Here is a 16,198-nt window from a genome sequence, read left to right as displayed (position 1 = left end):
GCCCGGAGCGCTGTGCTCCGGGCGCCCGTATCTGCAAGTAAGCCTGTAAGCCGGGTTCTGTCCTTTAAGACAGCCATCTATCTCGACGCACCGTTGCCAGTACGCTCCAGCCGCCTCCCCGGGACGGTCGGGCCGACCATATGTCCCTCCACGGCGTTGCTCCGGATAGAGTTTACAGCGACGGACGCTTGGCACGCCGTCGGGTGAGCTCTTACCTCACCTTTCCACCTTGACCGGCCAGAGGCCGGCAGACTATTTCTGTTGCACTTTTCCTAGGGTCGCCCCCGGCGGGTGTTACCCGTTATCCTTGCCCTGCGGAGCCCGGACTTTCCTCACAGACAGGCCTTTCGCCCCGTCCGCGCGGCTGTCCAGCTTGCTTGCGAAGGACATTGTACCGTATTGTGGGCCGCTTGTCAAATGGGAATCGCACTCCTCCAGCGAAAACAGGGCCTTTTCATAGTCCTGGACATAATACCGCAGGTGCTTCCGCCCTCTGGAGAGCACGGTATGTCCCTCAGCTTCCAGAAGCGCCTTCTGAGCCTCCACGCCCCCCGGATACTTTTCATTCAGCTCTCCGCCGGTTTTCAGCGTCCGCCAGTAAGGGATCTTGTCTTCGGCGCGCTGATGGCTGGCCCAGGCGGCGATGGACACAAAAAGCCCGGCCGTCAGGGGTTCGGTAAAGTCGGCGCCGCTCCGCCGGGCGAGATAGCTCCGGATGTCGCCAACAGTCAGGAGCTTCCCGAAGGGCACTCTCCGCATCGCGCGGTCGTAATCGATGGGCGGGGCAAAGTACATGCGGTCGCCTCCATAGGCTGCAATCGCCTTTGGATCGGTAATTATCTGTATCTTCGGCATGTCCCTGCGGGCGTTCAGCATGGCGTTGAAGTCTTTTCGTGCCTCATTTGACAAGAAAATCCCTCCAGTCCGACTTTTTTCCAACATTTTATCAAAATGGCCGGGGCAAGTCAATCTCGCCCGAGGAAACGCCCTCCTTTCGATTGAAATTTTCTCCTCAATGGGATATAATATTTTAGTTATAGACGAAACAAAAAGGGAGGAACGAGCCATGGGTTCCACCATACAGGAGTATTTGGCGTCCCTGCGGGGCAAGCGGGTGGCGGTGCTGGGCATCGGCGTGTCCAACACACCGCTCATCAAAATGCTGCTGCGGGCGGATGTTGAGGTGACCGCCTGCGACAAGAGGCAGAGGGAGGACTTCGGCGGCCAGGCGGAGGAGCTGGAGAGCCTGGGGGCCGAGCTGCGCCTGGGCCCGGACTATCTGGACGGGCTGGACCACGATGTGATCTTCCGTACCCCCGGCCTGCGTCCGGACGTGCCCCAACTGCTGGCGGCCCGGGAACGGGGGAGTACCATCACCTCGGAGATGGAGGTTTTTTTCCAGGTCTGCCCCTGCAAAACCATCGCGGTGACTGGCAGCGACGGAAAGACCACCACCACTACGATCATTGCCGAGCTGCTGAAAGCGGCGGGGCAGAGCGTCTATGTGGGAGGCAACATCGGCAAACCGTTGCTGCCCGACGTGGACGGGATGGTGCCCGATGACGTGGCCGTGCTGGAGCTGTCTTCGTTTCAGTTGATGACCATGGAGCAGAGCCCGGATATCGCGGTGGTCACCAATCTGGCCCCTAACCACCTGGACGTACACAAATCTATGGAGGAGTACATCGCCGCCAAGGAGAACATCTTCACCCACCAGGGAGCGGACGGCCTGCTGGTGCTGAACCAGGATAACGAGATCACCCGCGGCTTTGCGGCCAGTGCCCGCGGCCGTGTGACCCGGTTCAGCCGTCGGGAGGAGCTGGAGCAGGGCGTCTTCGTCAGAGACGGGGCCATCTGGGTGCGCAACGCCATGCACGAGCGCCCGGTGCTCTACCTGGAAAACATCCTCCTGCCCGGCGAGCACAACATCGAGAATTACATGGCGGCCATCGGCGCCCTGGACGGGCTGGTGCCCGACCAGGTGGCGCGGGACTTCGCCGCCAAATTTGCGGGGGTAGAGCACCGCATTGAGCTGGTGCGGACGAGGAACGGGGTGCGCTACTACAACGACTCCATCGCCTCCAGCCCCTCCCGCACCATCGCCGGTCTGCGCTCCTTCCATCAGAAGGTAGTTCTGATTGCCGGCGGCTACGACAAGCACATTCCCTTTGATGTGCTCGGCCCCGAGGTGGTGGAGCATGTCAAGGCATTGGTGCTCACCGGCGATACCGCGCCCAAGCTGCGCCAGGCGGTGGAGCGGGCACCCGGTTACGATCCGGCGGCCTTGCCCATTGTGGAATACAAGGATTTTGAGGCGGCGGTGCTGGCCGCCTGCGGGCTGGCCCAGCCGGGGGACGTGGTGCTCCTGTCGCCCGCTTGCGCCTCCTTCGACCGCTTCAAGAATTTTATGGAGCGGGGCGCAGCTTTTAAGAGGATTATCTACGGCCTGGAGTAAGGCTACGGACGCCGGAGGACACGGCCTCCGGCGCCCTGCTTCGGTATCCGTGGAAAGGAGTGAACCCAATTTGGATATGAGACAAGCCCTGGAGCGGCTGTGCACCTGCACCGCGCCCTCCGGCTTTGAAGCCCCTGCGGCAGCGGTAGCGGCGGAGCTGCTCCGGCCGCTGGTGGACGAGGTGTCCGTGGACCGCATGGGCAATGTGCTGGGGGTGCGCCGATGCGGGAAGGAGGGAGCGCCCCGGCTCCTGCTGGACGCCCATCTGGATGAGATCGGCCTGCTGGTCACTGGCGTGGAGGACGGCTTCCTGCGCTTCCGCAGCATCGGCGGCGTGGATCCCCGGATGCTGCCCGGCCGGGAGCTGGTGGTGCTGACCGACCCGCCTCGGCGGGGCATCGTGACCTGTCCGGCTGGGGGGGAAGCGGACAAGAGCATACCCCTGTCCGAGCTGTTCGTGGACGTGGGCCTGTCCCAGACGGAGGCGGAGCGGGCCGTACCGGTGGGGACGCCCATGGTTTATCGGGGTGGCTGCTTTGCCTTGGGAGAGGACCAGATGTGCGGCAAGTCCATGGACGACCGCTCCTGCTTCGTCACCCTGCTGCGGGCGGCGGAGCTGCTGCGGGACAGGGAGCTGGACGTAGACCTCTATCTCCTGGGCTCCACACGGGAGGAGGTCTCCGGGGCGGGCGCCACGGTAGGCACCTGGGCGGTTCAGCCCGACTTCTGCGTGGCGGTGGACGTGACCCACGGCAAAACCCCCGACGGCCCGGCGGACAAGGCCTTCGCCATTGGCGGAGGTCCCGCCATCGGCGTGGGCCCCAACATGACCCGCTGGATGACCGACCGGATGCTCGCCAAGGCGAAGGAGAGGCAGATTCCCTACCAACTGGAGGTCATGTCCGGCCACACCGGCACCAACGGCTGGGAGATGCAGATCAGCCGGGAGGGGGTAGCCACCTCGGTGCTGTCACTGCCGCTGAAGTATATGCATTCCCCCATTGAGGTGCTCTCCCTGGCGGACATGGAACAGGTGGCGGCCCTGCTGGCCGCCTTCACGGAGGGACTGGGAAAGGAGGCGGCACGGCGATGAGAGAACTGCTGGAGCGCCTGTGTGCGCTTAACGCCGTGTCCAGCTGGGAGGACGAGGTGCGCGCCTTCCTCCTGGCGGAGGTGGAGCCCCACGCAGACAGGCTGCGGGTGGACGCTCTGGGCAACCTGATTGCCTGGAAAAAGGGCCGGAAAAATACCGGTAGCAAGCTCCTCCTCACCGCCCACATGGACGAGGTGGGGCTCATGATCCGCCAGGTCACCGACGACGGCTATCTGAAATTCGACACTGTGGGCGCCATCGACCGCCGGGTGCTCCTGGGCAAGCCGGTGCTGGTAGGGCCCAAGCGGGTGCCGGGGGTGGTGGGACTCAAGGCCTACCATCTGGTCAGCCGGGAGGAGGAGAAGTCCGTCCCCAAGCTGGACGAGTTCTATATCGACATCGGAGCCAAGGACCGGGCCGGGGCGGAGGCGCAGGTCGCACTGGGTGATACGGCGGCCTTTGACAGTGACGCCGGAGACTTCGGGGCGGGCCTGTTCCATGGAAAGGCCCTGGGGAGCCGGTTGGGCTGCGCCGTGCTGCTCACCCTCCTGCGGGATGAACTGCCCATGGACTGTACCTTTGTCTTTACCGCCCAGAAGGAGGTGGGGGCCCGCGGGGCCTTCGGCGCGGCCTTCTCCGTCACCCCGGAGGTGGCGCTGGTGGTGGACGGCGCGGATGCTGCGGATCTGGCCGGAGTGCCCGCCCACAAGCAGGGATGCAGCTTGGGCGGCGGTGTGGTGCTGCCCTATATGGATCAGGGCGCCATTGCAGACCGGGGGCTCTTTGAGGCGTTGCGCTCCCTGGCGGAGGCCGGCGGCATCCCCTGGCAGACCATGCGCTCGGTGGCCGGGCGCACCGATACGGTCGCCATCCAGCGGACCAAAGAGGGGGTACGGACGGCGGCGGTGTCCATCCCCGTGCGCTACCCCCGCACCCCGTCCGGCGTGACCTGCCTGCGGGACGCGGAGGCGGCCCTGGCCCTGATCCGGGCCTTTGTTGGACATTTGGCAGAAAAGGAGTGAACCGACATGGAACTGATTGAGATTTTGCAGGCCCTGAACGCCTGTCACGGCCCCTCCGGGAGCGAGGGGGCCGTCGCCGGGGTGCTCCGCACCCTGGCCGCTCCCTACGTGGATTCCTGTACCACAGACGCCCTGGGCAACCTGATCTGCCATAAAAAGGGGAGTGGGCCCAAGGTCCTGTTTGCCGCCCATATGGACTCCATCGGCCTGATGGTCACCCATATCGACGAGAAGGGCTTCCTCCGCTTCGGTCCGGTGGGCGGTCTCTCCGCCCACGAGGTGCTGGGCACCCCCGTCCGCTTCGCCAACGGTACCCGCGGCGTGGTGGCCCTGGAGGGCAAGGTGGAGCCCAAGGACATGAAGCTGGAGCACCTGTACCTGGACATTGGGGCCCGAAACGAGGCGGAGGCAAAGGCCATGGTACAGGTGGGGGACATTGCGGTCTATGACACCCACGCCTTCTGCTCCGGAGGGCGCATCTTCTCTCCCTATCTGGACGACCGGATCGCCTGCGCGGTGCTGCTGATGGCGATGGAGCGCCTGAAGAACACGGAAAATGACCTGTACTTCGTCTTTACGGTACAGGAGGAGGTGGGACTCCGCGGAGCCCGCACCGCCGCTTACGGGGTGGCGCCGGACTACGGCATTGCCGTGGACGTGACGGACTCAGACGACATCCCTTCTGCCCCCCATGCGTGCAGCAGTGTGGCCGGAAAGGGGGCCGCCATCAAGGTGATGGACAGTTCGGTGATCTGCCACCCTTCTGTGGTGGCCAAGCTGGAGAAACTTGCACTGACAGGTAACATCCCTTGTCAGAAGGATATCCTGCGCTTTGGAGGCACCGACGCCGGGGCCATCCACCAGAGCCGGGCCGGGGTGTATACCGGCGGCATCTCCATTCCCACCCGCTATGTCCACACGCCGCTGGAGGTGGCGGATCTGGGAGACGTGGAGGCCTGCGCAGCCCTGGTGGCAGCCTTTGCCCAGGCGAAGCTGACCTGCTGAGTCCTCAAATACAGAAAGAACGGAATGTGTAAAAAGAAATGCCTTTACAGATTAGTGAAAAAGTAATGGCCCTGGCGGCCCAGGCGCAGGCCGGGCTGCGGGACCAATTCGACCGCATTGATTCCATCGCGGAGGAGAACACCCGCAAGGTCCTGGCCGCTTTTCAGAAGCACCGGGTGGCGGAGGCCTATTTTGCCGGGACCACCGGCTACGGCTATGACGATCTCGGCCGGGACAAGCTGGATGAGATCTTCGCGGAGCTGTTCGGCACCGAGGATGCCCTAGTACGGGTGCAGTTTGTCAATGGCACCCATGCCATCTCCTGCGCCCTCTTTGGCGCGTTGAAGCCCGGCGACATTCTGGTGTCCGCCGTGGGTGCCCCCTACGACACCATGCTGGGGGTGATCGGCGTGGTGGACAAGGGCCCCGGTTCCCTGAAAAGTTACGGAATCGAATATCGGCAAGTAGATTTGCTTGACGATGCGCCGGACCCGGAGGGGCTGGCCCGGGCGGTGCGGGACCCCCGCGTCAAGGCGGTGCTGATCCAACGCTCCAAGGGCTACTCCACCCGTTCGTCCCTCTCCGTGGCGGAGATCGGGGCGCTGTGCCAGGTGGTGCGGGCCAACAACCCGGAGGCCGCCATTCTGGTGGACAACTGCTACGGCGAATTTGTGGAGACATTGGAGCCCACCCAGGCCGGGGCCGACCTGGTGGTGGGTTCCCTGATCAAAAACCCCGGCGGCGGACTGGCTCCCACCGGCGGCTATATTGCCGGACGGCGGGATTTGGTGGAGGGGGCCGCCATGCGGCTGACCACCCCCGGTATCGGAAAGGAGTGCGGCTCCACCTTTGGGGCCAACCGCAGCCTCTATCAAGGGCTTTTCCTTGCCCCCCATACCACAGCCCAGGCAGTCAAGACGGCGGCGTTTGCCGCCCGGATGATGGAGCTGCTGGGCTACCGGACGGAGCCCACCTCCGATACGGTACGCCACGACATCATTCAGATGATTCATTTTGGCGCGCCGGAGCCCCTCAAAAAATTCTGCAAAGGCATCCAGTTCGGCGCTCCGGTGGACTCCTTCGTGACACCGGAACCCTGGGACATGCCGGGTTATGACTGCCCGGTGATCATGGCCGCCGGGGCCTTTATTCAGGGGGCGTCCATCGAGCTGTCCTGCGACGCCCCCATGCGTGAGCCCTATACGGCCTATCTCCAGGGCGGCCTGACCTATGAGAGCGGCAAGGCCGGTGTCCTGCTGGCAGTGGAAGAGTTGCTGCGGGGCGAATAGGGCAAGCCGGTCCGCGCATAGGCTGATCCGGGAGGTGAGGCCCGTGCGCAGACCGATACGCCCCTGGCTGAGGGTGCCTCGCCGGCGGCGGCCCGCCGCTGCGCGGCCAAAAGGTGGGAGTCTGCTCCCCATGCTGATCGGGATCGGTCTGGCGGTGGCGGTCATTGTTTTGATCGACGCCGCACTCCGGCCCACAGTTACAGAGCTGGCAAAGGCCAAGGTAAAAAATGCCGTAACCAGCATCATAAACGACGCAGTCAATGAGACTCTGTCCAGCGAAGCCATATCCTACGGCGATCTGGTGACGTTGGAGAAGGACACCGCCGGACAGGTGACAGTGCTGGCCGCCAATACAGCCCAGTTGAACACACTTCGCACGGAGATCTTGGGCCGGATATTGGAGCAGGTGGAACAGCTTGACAGTCAGGAGCTGGGGATCCCTCTGGGAAACCTGACCGGCTTTGCCACCGCGTCGGACTTGGGTCCGGTACTGCCGGTACGGGTGTTGACTGCGGCCACACCGACCGCTGCATTTGAACATGTATTTACCTCATCCGGGATCAACCAGACCCTTCATCAGGTCATGCTGAATGTTCAGGTAGAGTGTACCCTGCTGATCCCCGGCGGCACGGTGGACACGGTCGTGGAGGCACAAGTGTGTGCGGCTGAGACGCTGCTGGTGGGGCAGGTGCCAGATACCTATCTGGAGTTGCCCGGAGGTTTGTAAGAAATCCGTAAGGAATTTGTAACGAAACTGGCATTCCCTCTGTGGTAGAATCGGGACGATACCAGTAGGAGGGAGCCAAAATGGATACACTGCTGTGGTACTTGGCGGTCTCCTGGGACTATGTGGCCCAGATGCTGCCCTGCATGCTGCTGGCCGCCCTTGTATCTTTTCTTCTGCGGCCCTGGCGGAAAAAACGCTTAGCCCGGCAGGGCATGGCCAGTGGGAGACTCCGCGAGGCCGCACTGCTGTTCTTTGTGATGTTCTGTGCCGGATTGGCCGCGCTGACTGTCTTTCCCGCTTATTTCTGGACGGCGTACCACTGGCAGGAAGCGCTGGCCGGGCATGAGGTATTTTTTCCGCTGACTCCGCTCTCTGAGTCGATACAGGAGATTCAGTGGACCCCTATGGTCCTTCAAAATCTGCGGGAAGGCGGCTGGGCGGGATACATGGCCATCGCCAATCTGCTTATCTTTTGTCCGGTGGGCTTTTTTCCATCGCTACTGTGGCGGGGAAATCGCTGTATGCTGGGACTTCTGACTGGCTTTTGTACTTCCTTCTGCGTGGAGTTCCTACAGCTGTTTGTGGGGCGGGCCACTGACATCGATGATTTGATTCTTAATACCTTGGGAGGATGTTTGGGCGGGCTTTTGTGCCTGATTTTCGCCCATTTAGCCCCCAAATTCACCCGACGATTCCAAGTGGAGGTCCGATATGGACGAGAAACAGGAGATACAGAGCCTGCGCCGGGAGCTGGAGCAGGCGAACTATGAATACTATGTGCTGGACAACCCCAGCATGTCCGACTACGATTTTGACCACAAACTCCGCCGCCTGGAGGAGCTGGAGGCGGCCCACCCGGAGCTGGTTACCCCCGATTCTCCCACTCAGCGGGTGGGGGGCAAGGTGGCCGACGGCTTCCAGGAGGTGCGCCACCGGATACCGCTGGAGAGCCTTCAGGACGTGTTCTCCGTGGAGGAGCTGGAGGAGTTCGATCAGCGGATGCAGGAGGCCCTGCCGGAGGGCGTTGAATACGACGTGGAGCCCAAGGTGGACGGCCTGTCTGTGGCGCTGGAGTATGAAAACGGCCTCTTTGTGCGCGGCGCCACCCGCGGCGACGGACAGGTGGGGGAGGATGTGACAGAGAATCTGAGGACCATTCCCTCCATCCCTCTGCGCCTGCCGGAGGTCCTGCCCGCCCTGATTGTGCGGGGCGAGGTGTTTATGCCAAAAAAGAGCTTTGAACGGCTCAACGAGGAGCGGGAACTGAGAGGAGAGAGCTTGTTCGCCAATCCTCGGAATGCCGCGGCCGGCTCCCTGCGGCAGCTAGACCCTAAAATCGCGGCCTCCCGAGGACTGGATATCCGGGTTTTTAACATCCAGTGGGCAGAGGGAAAAACCTTTCAGACCCATTCAGAAACCCTGGAATACCTGCGGAAACAGCACTTTAAAGTAATTCCACATGACACCTGTAAAACGATTGCCGAGGCGGCGGAGCGTATCAAGGCCATGGGGGAGGGCAGAGAGGCTTACCCCTTTGACATTGATGGTGCGGTTGTAAAGGTAAATAGCCTTGCAGAACGTGAAACCCTGGGCAGCACGGCGAAATTTCCCCGCTGGGCGGCGGCCTACAAATATCCGCCGGAGCAGAAGCCGTCCCGGGTGGTGGACATTGTGGTTCAGGTGGGGCGTACCGGCGTGCTGACGCCGAAGGCCGTAGTGGAGCCGGTGCGTCTGGCCGGCACCACCGTCACAAGCGCCACCCTTCACAATCAGGATTTCATCGCGGAAAAGGATATCCGCATCGGAGATACTGTGCTGGTACAGAAGGCGGGAGAGATCATTCCGGAGATTGTGGAGGTGCTGAAGGAGAAGCGCCCGGAGGGGACGCAGCCCTACCACCTGCCGGAGCAGTGCCCGGTGTGCGGCGCGCCAGTAGCCCGCGACGAGGATGGGGCCCACATCCGCTGCACCGGCGCAGAGTGCCCTGCCCAGCTCCTGCGCCATTTGGTCCACTTCGCCAGTCGGGACGCCATGGACATCGAGGGCCTGGGCCCCGCGGTGGTGGAGAATCTGGTGGGCGCCGGTCTGGTCAAGGGGCCCGGCGACCTGTACCACCTCAATGCGGAGGATGTGGCCCAGTTAGAGCGCATGGGCAAAAAGAGCGCGGAAAACCTCGTTGCAGCCATTGAACGGTCCAAGGGCAATGACCTGTCCCGGCTGCTGTTTGCCTTCGGCATCCGCCAGGTGGGGCAGAAGGCGGGGAAGGTGCTGGCCGCCCGCTTTGGCACACTGGATGCGCTGATGGCGGCCTCGGAAGAGGAACTGACTGCGGTACCCGACATCGGCGGAATCACGGCCCGAAGCCTGCTCCAGTGGTTCCAGAGCCCCCAGAGCATTCACCTCATTGACACGCTGCGGGAAGCAGGGGTGAATCTGGAAAGCCATGAGGAGCCGGTGGGCGACCAACTGGCGGGGAAGATCTTTGTGTTGACAGGTACGCTGGAGCGATTTACCCGGGACGAGGCCGGAGCGATGATCGAGGCTCAGGGCGGCAAAGTGTCCGGCTCTGTTTCCAAGAAGACCTCCTATGTGGTGGCCGGAGAGGCGGCGGGCTCCAAGCTGCGCAAGGCCCAGGAGCTGGGCATCCCGGTGCTCACCGAGGAGGAATTCCTTACCATGCTCGGCAGCAGGCCCGATTCGGATCAATTATAAAAAGGGGCACCGGTTCTCAAGGAGAGCCGGTGCCCTTTTTGTGTTCTGCTGCATAGGATGCGTGGAAAGGGGAGAGCGCTATGCTGGAACGGATACCCTATGACCGCCGTGCCGCTGTGGCCTATGCCCATCAGTGGGCCTACGGACGAAATCCGGATTTCTATGACTACGAGGAGATCGGCGGCGACTGTACCAATTTTGCCTCCCAGTGCCTGTACGCCGGAACGGGCGTGATGAACTTCGACCCAGTCTACGGCTGGTTTTACCGGGATCCCAACGACAAGGCCCCGGCCTGGACCGGTGTGGAGTATTTTTTTGACTTTATCACCCGTCAGACGCCGAGCCCGGGACCCTTTGGGATTTCTACCACGCTGAGTGAGCTGGAGCCGGGAGACTTTGTCCAGTTCCGCTTCAATAAGGATGTATTTGGACATACTCCGGTGGTGGTGGAGATCGGGCGTCCAGCCACTTTGCAGAACACCCTGATTGCCGCCCACTCCTATGACGCCGACTGGCGACCGCTGAGCACCTATTATTTTCAGGAGATCCGCTTCCTGCACATACAGGGCGCCTACCGGGAACTCGGTGAGGAACCGCTTCTTCCCGGCATGTAAAAACCGCTCCCCTGTCCACCTTTGGACAGGGGAGTTTTTCAGGCGTGTTTGAAAAAGTACAGGTTTTTGAACAACCGGAATCCGGGAAATTTCGCCCTCTATTTTATCATATTTCCTGGAAAAAGCAATGAAAAATGACATTTATAAACCTGTACTATTTCAAACCACTATGAGGAAGCATAACCGTGCAGAAGGGGGCGTGGTCGGAATGGGACAAAAAGACCTGCGCTTGAACCGCACCGCGTGCCTCATGCAGAGGCTGATGCTGGCTGCCTTTTTTGCGCTGGCAGTCTCGGCGCTGGCAGTTGGCATATCTCAGGGGGAACGGTATCTCCAGGCATTTACCCTGGCGCTGCTGGGGCTTTTTCTGTATACTGCCTTGTGTGTACCTGCCGCGAAACGATTGGAACATTTGGGGCCGTTGCGGCTTTGGCTGCTTCTCACCATACTTTGCACCGCAATCAAAGTATTTTGGATCTGGAGGGTACGGGTTCCCCTGGCGGGAGATTACTCGGTCTTTTGGGGATATGCCAATGCGCTTGCGGAGCGCACAACGGTATACGGCGGGCGGTATATGGCCCTGTTTCCCCATATTTTCGGATATGCCGATTTTCTGAGCTGGTTTATTCGCCTGTCGGGGCCACAGCCCATGCTTGCTCCGGTGCTCAATGTACTGCTGACGGTCTGCTCCGGCAGTTTTTTGTATCATCTGTGCCTGCGCTGGTTCCACTTGCCGGCCGCTACGCTGGCCTATCTGCTCTGGACTCTGTGTCCATCTCAGACCATCTATAACAGCCTTGTGCTATCGGAACCTCTCTATACTGCCCTTATTCTCGGTGTGCTGTCCTTTTTGACGGAGACGGAGCGGTCTGCCGCCCTAAAGGGGTATCCGCTTTGGATGGGGGTTCTCTCCGGCACGGCGGGCGGCGTTCTTCTGCGATGGGTCAACGGGGTGCGCCCCATTGCGGCCATACTGCTGATCGCGCTCCTTCTGTGGCTCTCTCTGTTGAACCTGAACCGGCTGGCTGCCCGGAACTGGAGAAGATGGTGGGGGCTCTGCATGGCCAGTGTGCTGGGGGCCTATGTCCTTCTGGGGCCGGTTTGGAATGCCCGGCTCTCGGTACGGATAGGGGAGGAGCCGTCCCATACGCCGGGGTACAGCCTATTGGTTGGCTTCAATCCCGACTCCGGAGGACGCTGGAATCAGGAGGACAGCGACCGCCTGTATGGATACAGCGACCAGCCTGGGGCAACGGCTCAATGGACACAGGAACAGCTTCTGGCCGATGCAGAGGCCCGAATTTTATCTGGAGAAATTGACTTTTCAAAGCTCCTAAAGCAAAAACTGCGCACGTTTCTGGGATCAGACGATGCCTGCGTGGGATATTCGGCCTCGGTTCTGCGGCATACGGAGTTTTTCTCCCTGCTCTGCAATGGCTTCTATTATGCGGCATTTCTCCTGGCAATCGGGGGTGCTGTCCAGGTGTGGCGGAGTAGAGAGAGAGGATTACTATTGCTGGCACCACTCTATATCTTAGGGCTGACCCTGGCACAGATGCTGGTCGAGGTGGCGGGGCGTTACCACTACTCGATGATACCCATGCTTTTACTGCTTGGACAGGGGACATGGAAGAGGACAGGTGAGGAATAGAAATAGGAGGCCGCTCTCAAAGAGAGAGGCCTCCTATTTCTATTTTCCAGGGGGGATGGGGGTGGATTTCTTCTTCATTCGTCCCAGCGGGTTCGCCTTGGCCGCCGAGCGCAGATTTTCGTTGTCCACATGAGTATAGATCTGGGTTGTGTTCAGGTTTTCGTGTCCCAACACCTCCTGAAGCGTGCGCACGTCCACACCATTCTGCAGCATGAGAGTGGCCGCGGTGTGCCGCAACTTATGGCTGGAATAGAGAGAGGCATCCAACCCGGCTTTTTTGAGGCGCTGTTTGACCATATAGTGCACCGCATCCTTGGTCATACGGGTATGGGTGCGGGTCAGGAACAGGGCGTTCGGGTCGGCCGCAGCCTGACGGCTGCGCTCCTCCAGCCAGTCATCCAGCGCCGCGCGGCAGGCCTCGTTGAGGAAGATCATGCGCTCCTTGTTGCCCTTGCCCAGAACACGGAGCTGTTCCTCTCGAACATCTGTTATATTAAGGGAGACTAACTCTGAAATTCGCAACCCGCAGTTGAGAAACAGCGTCAAAATGCAGTAGTCCCGCGCCTGATTGGGCTCGTCCACGGCCTCCAGAAGCTGGATGCTCTCATCCAGGCTGAGGTAGCGGGGCAGCGATTTTTTCAGCCGGGGGGAGTCCAGATCCTGCATGGGATTTTCGCTGATTAATTTTGCCTTGCTGGTGAGATACTTATAGAACGAGCGGATGGCGGCGATTTTTCGGGCCCGGGCGGTGGCCTCCAAACCATAGCCGGTGGAGGGGCTGTTGGCGTGCTTGGCCCGGTCACGGCTCAGGTAATTCATGTAGGAGTAGACATCGCTCAGCGTGACAGACCTGGCCAGGTCCAGATCCACGTCGTCAATCGGAATTTCATCCAGCTCGGCGGTACGTGGCGCTTTGCCTTTTTCGATTTTCACATAGCGGAAGAAGTTGCGCAGATCCAGGTAGTATTCATCCACCGTTTTTCTGGAGTGACCCTGAATGGTCTCATGATACACCAGAAAGTCCCGCAGAACCGGCGGAGCCGTCAGACGGTAGTCATTTGTGTTCAAATCCCCCCTCCAACTCAACAAAATTTTTATTTTGTTGAGTTGGAGATATACCCCCCTCTCGAAGAACTCCCCCCAGTTTACCACGCCTGTGGTGGCTGGTCAAGCGGGCCGTTTGCGGCGCTTGGCCTGCTTGAGCTTGGCGTCGAGAAGCTTGTCAGCCATGGCATAGATAAGGGTGGTTTCGATCGAGCTGTGGTTCAGGGCCCGCTGGACGCGCTGGATGTCGCCGTAGCGCTCCAGGAGTTCGACGGCGTAGACCTTGCGGAGGCTGTGGGGCGCGACGTTCTGCGGGAGCCGGAACGCCCTGGCGGCGCGCTTCACGTCGGCCCAGACGGCCTGCCGGGTCTTGTGGGTGCCCGGGCGCTTGCCCGGGAACGCCCATTCGGGCCCGGCCTGGGCCCGGATGGCGGCCAGGAGCGAGGCCGTGAGGCCCACCCTCCGGCGCTTCTTCGTCTTGGCTTCTGTGACCATCATTTGGAGCCCAATATCTTGTGTCCGAAGGGATACGACATCCCCCACCCGCAGTCCGGTGTGTAAACAGACCCGGGCAATGAGCCTGTTTTGAGGCATAAGCGCGGCCAGGACGTGCCCCACCTCGCGGTGAAGCAGGTAATCGGTTTTCAAGTGTAAATCAACCCCTTATCTTTCAGCGGGGGTAAAGGCCCTCCGCCTGCCCCCGGAGGCCCGCCGGAGCGGGCCCCCTGGGGCCCATTGAACTTTCCTGAATCTGTAAAATGCGCCCGAAATCCAACCAAACGGTTGCATATTTCCAGAAATTAGTTCCGCTGTTTGAGGGCGCTAGTTTTTTCCATCGTCTCCAGATGCAGGCTCCCCTCCGGCGGCCCCCTGGAGGGCGGCGAAGAAGCTTGCCACGGCCTCCGGGTCGCCGTCCTGCGGGAGGCCCGCCTTGAGGATGGCCCCGAGGGCCGCGCCCTTGTCCATGAGCTCCACCCGGACCCCGCCGCCGGGCTTGACCTCCAGCTCCACCAGGGCGCGGAGATCGGCCCCCTTCAAGTTGGGGGGCTTCCCCTCCGCCACGGCTAGGGCCAGTTTGACCGCATCGTTGGGCCTGGCCTCTAGCAAGCTGTATGCCAACTCTTCCCACTTCATCCTGTAAAACTCCTTTCCTTTACAGCCAGTAGTCCAAGGCCTCCTGCTCCCACTGTTCTTCCATGGCATCGAACAGACGTTCGATTACCGCCTCACGGGCCGCCGCCCTGCGCTCCGCGCAGGCCTGGACGCAGGCCCAGCAGCGGCGGCTGTCGCACAGCTCCCACCATGGGCACCTCAGATTGACTTCCAGCAACTTTTCCGACGGGTTCCCCACTGTTTTCACCCCCTTTCGCCTGGAATTGGAACTGGACGAAGCTGATACCCGCCTGGGGCAGATCGAAGCGGTAGGCCCCCGGTTCCTGCTCGGCCTGGCGGAAGTCCAGCTCGGCGTAGGTGACTTGGGGCCGCCCCAGGGCCCCGCCGGAGTAGTACCAGCGGCCCCCAATCTTCTGCGGCTCCAGGCCGTCACCATTTGGTGACGGGGCCAGCTCCTTGCCGATGTACTTGCAGACGTAGCTGACGGCCCGGTCGTACTCGCCGTACAGCTCTATGGCCGTCGTGAAGCCCCAAGACCAGCCGGGAAGGTTGTAGACGGGTTTCCCCCCGTCCTCCAGCCATTTGGCCCGCTGGCGGGCGCTCCTGGGCCTCCTGGGGGCTTTCTGGCCGGGCAGGGAGACAGTTCCGCTGTCCCTGGCCTCCAGCGCGTCGTTGAAGAAGCCGTGGAAGTGGATAGCCCCGTCCTTGTGCCGCTCCGGCACCAGGACGTAAGCCAGGCCCTTCCGCCTGACCTGGTTGTCCAGCCAGTGGTTGAGGTGCCGGGTGACCTCCCGGACATCGTAGCGGTTCACCCGGGCCGGGTCGAGGGTGAGGGTGACGAACCACCGGAAGGGGGTGCACAGGGCGATGTCCCGCACCTGGGCCCGGGCGCGGCGGACGGCCCGGGCCACGTCGTGGCCGCCGTCCTTGGCCCTGGACTCCTTGACCCGGGAGCCCTGGCGGGCCTCCCAGCCGGAGCCGCCGAAGATGGCCTTATCGCAGACCAGGGCCTCACAGCGACCCCCCGGGTAGGATTTGACGCGGGCCGTGCAGAAGATGTCGGAGCCGGAAACCCCTGTGCCCGTAAGCTTTGCCATGGTTCAGCCCCTCCCCCCCTGACGGAATAATGTCCTAATATCAAGTAGGGCCTGCGGCCCCCTCCCGGTTGACGGGAGCCCGGCAGTTACCCGGGCTGGCATGGAGCCGCCCCGGGGCCCCGGGCCCGTCGGGCCGCGTGTCGGGGGCGGCCCTCTGGGCCCCCCCGGTGCGGTCGCCCCGTCCTGCGGGCCGGGGCTTCTGCGGTGTGCTCGGCCCCGTCGGCCCCTCCGGGGGGCGCTTCGGGCCGCTCCGCCGCCCTGCGCCCTCCCCCGTCGGGCTTCGCCCGCCCCGCCGTGCTCCCTCGGCCTCTCCCGGCGGTCGTGGCGGCGGGTGCTGTCCTGCTCGGCCTCGGCGGCGACAGCCCGAGCCAGAGAG

The 16,198-nt window shown here is 62.0% G+C and carries 14 protein-coding genes, 1 other RNA gene and 1 pseudogene; 10 read left to right on the top strand and 6 right to left on the bottom strand.

All coding sequences use genetic code 11. The features are described from left to right. Positions 1–30: 30 nt before the first annotated feature. Positions 31–380, bottom strand: an RNA gene (rnpB, locus tag ACESY8_RS04050) — RNase P RNA component class A. A 52-nt stretch (positions 381–432) separates the two neighbouring features. Further along, positions 433–909, bottom strand: a pseudogene (locus ACESY8_RS04045) (MGMT family protein); the annotation flags it as partial. Positions 910–1,066: 157 nt separating this feature from the next. Here ACESY8_RS04045 and murD point away from each other — a divergent pair. From murD to ACESY8_RS03995, 10 genes are all read left to right on the top strand, one after another. Further along, positions 1,067–2,455: a UDP-N-acetylmuramoyl-L-alanine--D-glutamate ligase gene (gene murD, locus ACESY8_RS04040; RefSeq protein WP_204681280.1), complete on the top strand. Its 1,389-nt coding sequence runs from the start codon at positions 1,067–1,069 to the stop codon at positions 2,453–2,455. A gap of 76 nt (positions 2,456–2,531) precedes the next feature. Further along, a complete protein-coding gene (locus ACESY8_RS04035; protein WP_087360657.1) occupies positions 2,532–3,548 on the top strand; it encodes a zinc-binding metallopeptidase family protein in 1,017 nt (338 codons plus the stop codon). Further along, complete coding sequence (locus tag ACESY8_RS04030) at positions 3,545–4,570, top strand: M42 family metallopeptidase (protein ID WP_054339237.1); 1,026 nt, start codon at positions 3,545–3,547, stop codon at positions 4,568–4,570. Before ACESY8_RS04035 ends, ACESY8_RS04030 begins: the two co-directional genes overlap by 4 nt. A gap of 6 nt (positions 4,571–4,576) precedes the next feature. Beyond that, positions 4,577–5,575, top strand: a complete 999-nt coding sequence (locus ACESY8_RS04025; RefSeq protein ID WP_195383989.1) for a M42 family metallopeptidase — start codon at positions 4,577–4,579, stop codon at positions 5,573–5,575. Positions 5,576–5,613: 38 nt separating this feature from the next. Next, entirely contained in the window at positions 5,614–6,864 is a 1,251-nt protein-coding gene (locus tag ACESY8_RS04020) for a methionine gamma-lyase family protein (protein ID WP_054339236.1), read from the top strand. A gap of 130 nt (positions 6,865–6,994) precedes the next feature. Then, a complete protein-coding gene (gene yunB / locus ACESY8_RS04015) occupies positions 6,995–7,591 on the top strand; it encodes a sporulation protein YunB (RefSeq protein ID WP_007489514.1) in 597 nt (198 codons plus the stop codon). 80 nt (positions 7,592–7,671) lie between these two features. Beyond that, positions 7,672–8,361: a VanZ family protein gene (locus tag ACESY8_RS04010; RefSeq protein WP_054339234.1), complete on the top strand. Its 690-nt coding sequence runs from the start codon at positions 7,672–7,674 to the stop codon at positions 8,359–8,361. Continuing rightward, positions 8,303–10,303 carry an NAD-dependent DNA ligase LigA gene (ligA, locus tag ACESY8_RS04005; RefSeq protein ID WP_054339233.1) on the top strand — a complete coding sequence of 667 codons (2,001 nt, stop codon included), beginning with the start codon at positions 8,303–8,305 and terminating at the stop codon, positions 10,301–10,303. The genes ACESY8_RS04010 and ligA overlap by 59 nt, the downstream gene beginning before the upstream one ends. A gap of 80 nt (positions 10,304–10,383) precedes the next feature. Next, the gene (locus ACESY8_RS04000; protein WP_055178485.1) at positions 10,384–10,917 is read left to right on the top strand and encodes an amidase domain-containing protein; all 534 of its coding nucleotides are present in this window, start codon (positions 10,384–10,386) and stop codon (positions 10,915–10,917) included. Between the two features lie 127 nt (positions 10,918–11,044). Next, complete coding sequence (locus ACESY8_RS03995) at positions 11,045–12,568, top strand: hypothetical protein (protein WP_054339232.1); 1,524 nt, start codon at positions 11,045–11,047, stop codon at positions 12,566–12,568. Between the two features lie 39 nt (positions 12,569–12,607). Here ACESY8_RS03995 and ACESY8_RS03990 read toward each other — a convergent pair whose 3' ends face one another. From ACESY8_RS03990 to ACESY8_RS03975, 4 genes are all read right to left on the bottom strand, one after another. Next, positions 12,608–13,636: a tyrosine recombinase XerC gene (locus ACESY8_RS03990; protein ID WP_009256857.1), complete on the bottom strand. Its 1,029-nt coding sequence runs from the start codon at positions 13,634–13,636 to the stop codon at positions 12,608–12,610. Between the two features lie 99 nt (positions 13,637–13,735). Continuing rightward, positions 13,736–14,260, bottom strand: coding sequence for a tyrosine-type recombinase/integrase (locus tag ACESY8_RS03985; protein ID WP_007489507.1), 525 nt, complete (start codon positions 14,258–14,260; stop codon positions 13,736–13,738). 174 nt (positions 14,261–14,434) lie between these two features. After that, positions 14,435–14,746, bottom strand: coding sequence for a hypothetical protein (locus ACESY8_RS03980; RefSeq protein ID WP_390593059.1), 312 nt, complete (start codon positions 14,744–14,746; stop codon positions 14,435–14,437). Positions 14,747–14,838: 92 nt separating this feature from the next. After that, a complete protein-coding gene (locus ACESY8_RS03975; protein WP_498794644.1) occupies positions 14,839–15,822 on the bottom strand; it encodes a rolling circle replication-associated protein in 984 nt (327 codons plus the stop codon). Between the last annotated feature and the right edge of the window lie 376 nt (positions 15,823–16,198).

This window comes from Clostridium sp. ATCC BAA-442, from assembly GCF_964239415.1.
GTDB lineage: Bacteria > Bacillota > Clostridia > Oscillospirales > Oscillospiraceae > Flavonifractor > Flavonifractor plautii.
This window is presented reverse-complemented; position numbering and strand designations above follow the sequence as displayed.

Coding starts and splice junctions, on each gene's coding strand:
- yunB (WP_007489514.1), top strand. CDS start 6,995: ATGCTGATCGGGATCGGTCTGGCGGTGGCGGTCATTGTTTTGATCGAC.
- ACESY8_RS04025 (WP_195383989.1), top strand. CDS start 4,577: ATGGAACTGATTGAGATTTTGCAGGCCCTGAACGCCTGTCACGGCCCC.
- ACESY8_RS03995 (WP_054339232.1), top strand. CDS start 11,045: ATGAAAAATGACATTTATAAACCTGTACTATTTCAAACCACTATGAGG.
- ligA (WP_054339233.1), top strand. CDS start 8,303: ATGGACGAGAAACAGGAGATACAGAGCCTGCGCCGGGAGCTGGAGCAG.
- ACESY8_RS04000 (WP_055178485.1), top strand. CDS start 10,384: ATGCTGGAACGGATACCCTATGACCGCCGTGCCGCTGTGGCCTATGCC.
- ACESY8_RS03980 (WP_390593059.1), bottom strand. CDS start 14,746: ATGAAGTGGGAAGAGTTGGCATACAGCTTGCTAGAGGCCAGGCCCAAC.
- ACESY8_RS04035 (WP_087360657.1), top strand. CDS start 2,532: ATGAGACAAGCCCTGGAGCGGCTGTGCACCTGCACCGCGCCCTCCGGC.
- murD (WP_204681280.1), top strand. CDS start 1,067: ATGGGTTCCACCATACAGGAGTATTTGGCGTCCCTGCGGGGCAAGCGG.
- ACESY8_RS04020 (WP_054339236.1), top strand. CDS start 5,614: ATGCCTTTACAGATTAGTGAAAAAGTAATGGCCCTGGCGGCCCAGGCG.
- ACESY8_RS04030 (WP_054339237.1), top strand. CDS start 3,545: ATGAGAGAACTGCTGGAGCGCCTGTGTGCGCTTAACGCCGTGTCCAGC.
- ACESY8_RS03975 (WP_498794644.1), bottom strand. CDS start 15,822: ATGGCAAAGCTTACGGGCACAGGGGTTTCCGGCTCCGACATCTTCTGC.
- ACESY8_RS04010 (WP_054339234.1), top strand. CDS start 7,672: ATGGATACACTGCTGTGGTACTTGGCGGTCTCCTGGGACTATGTGGCC.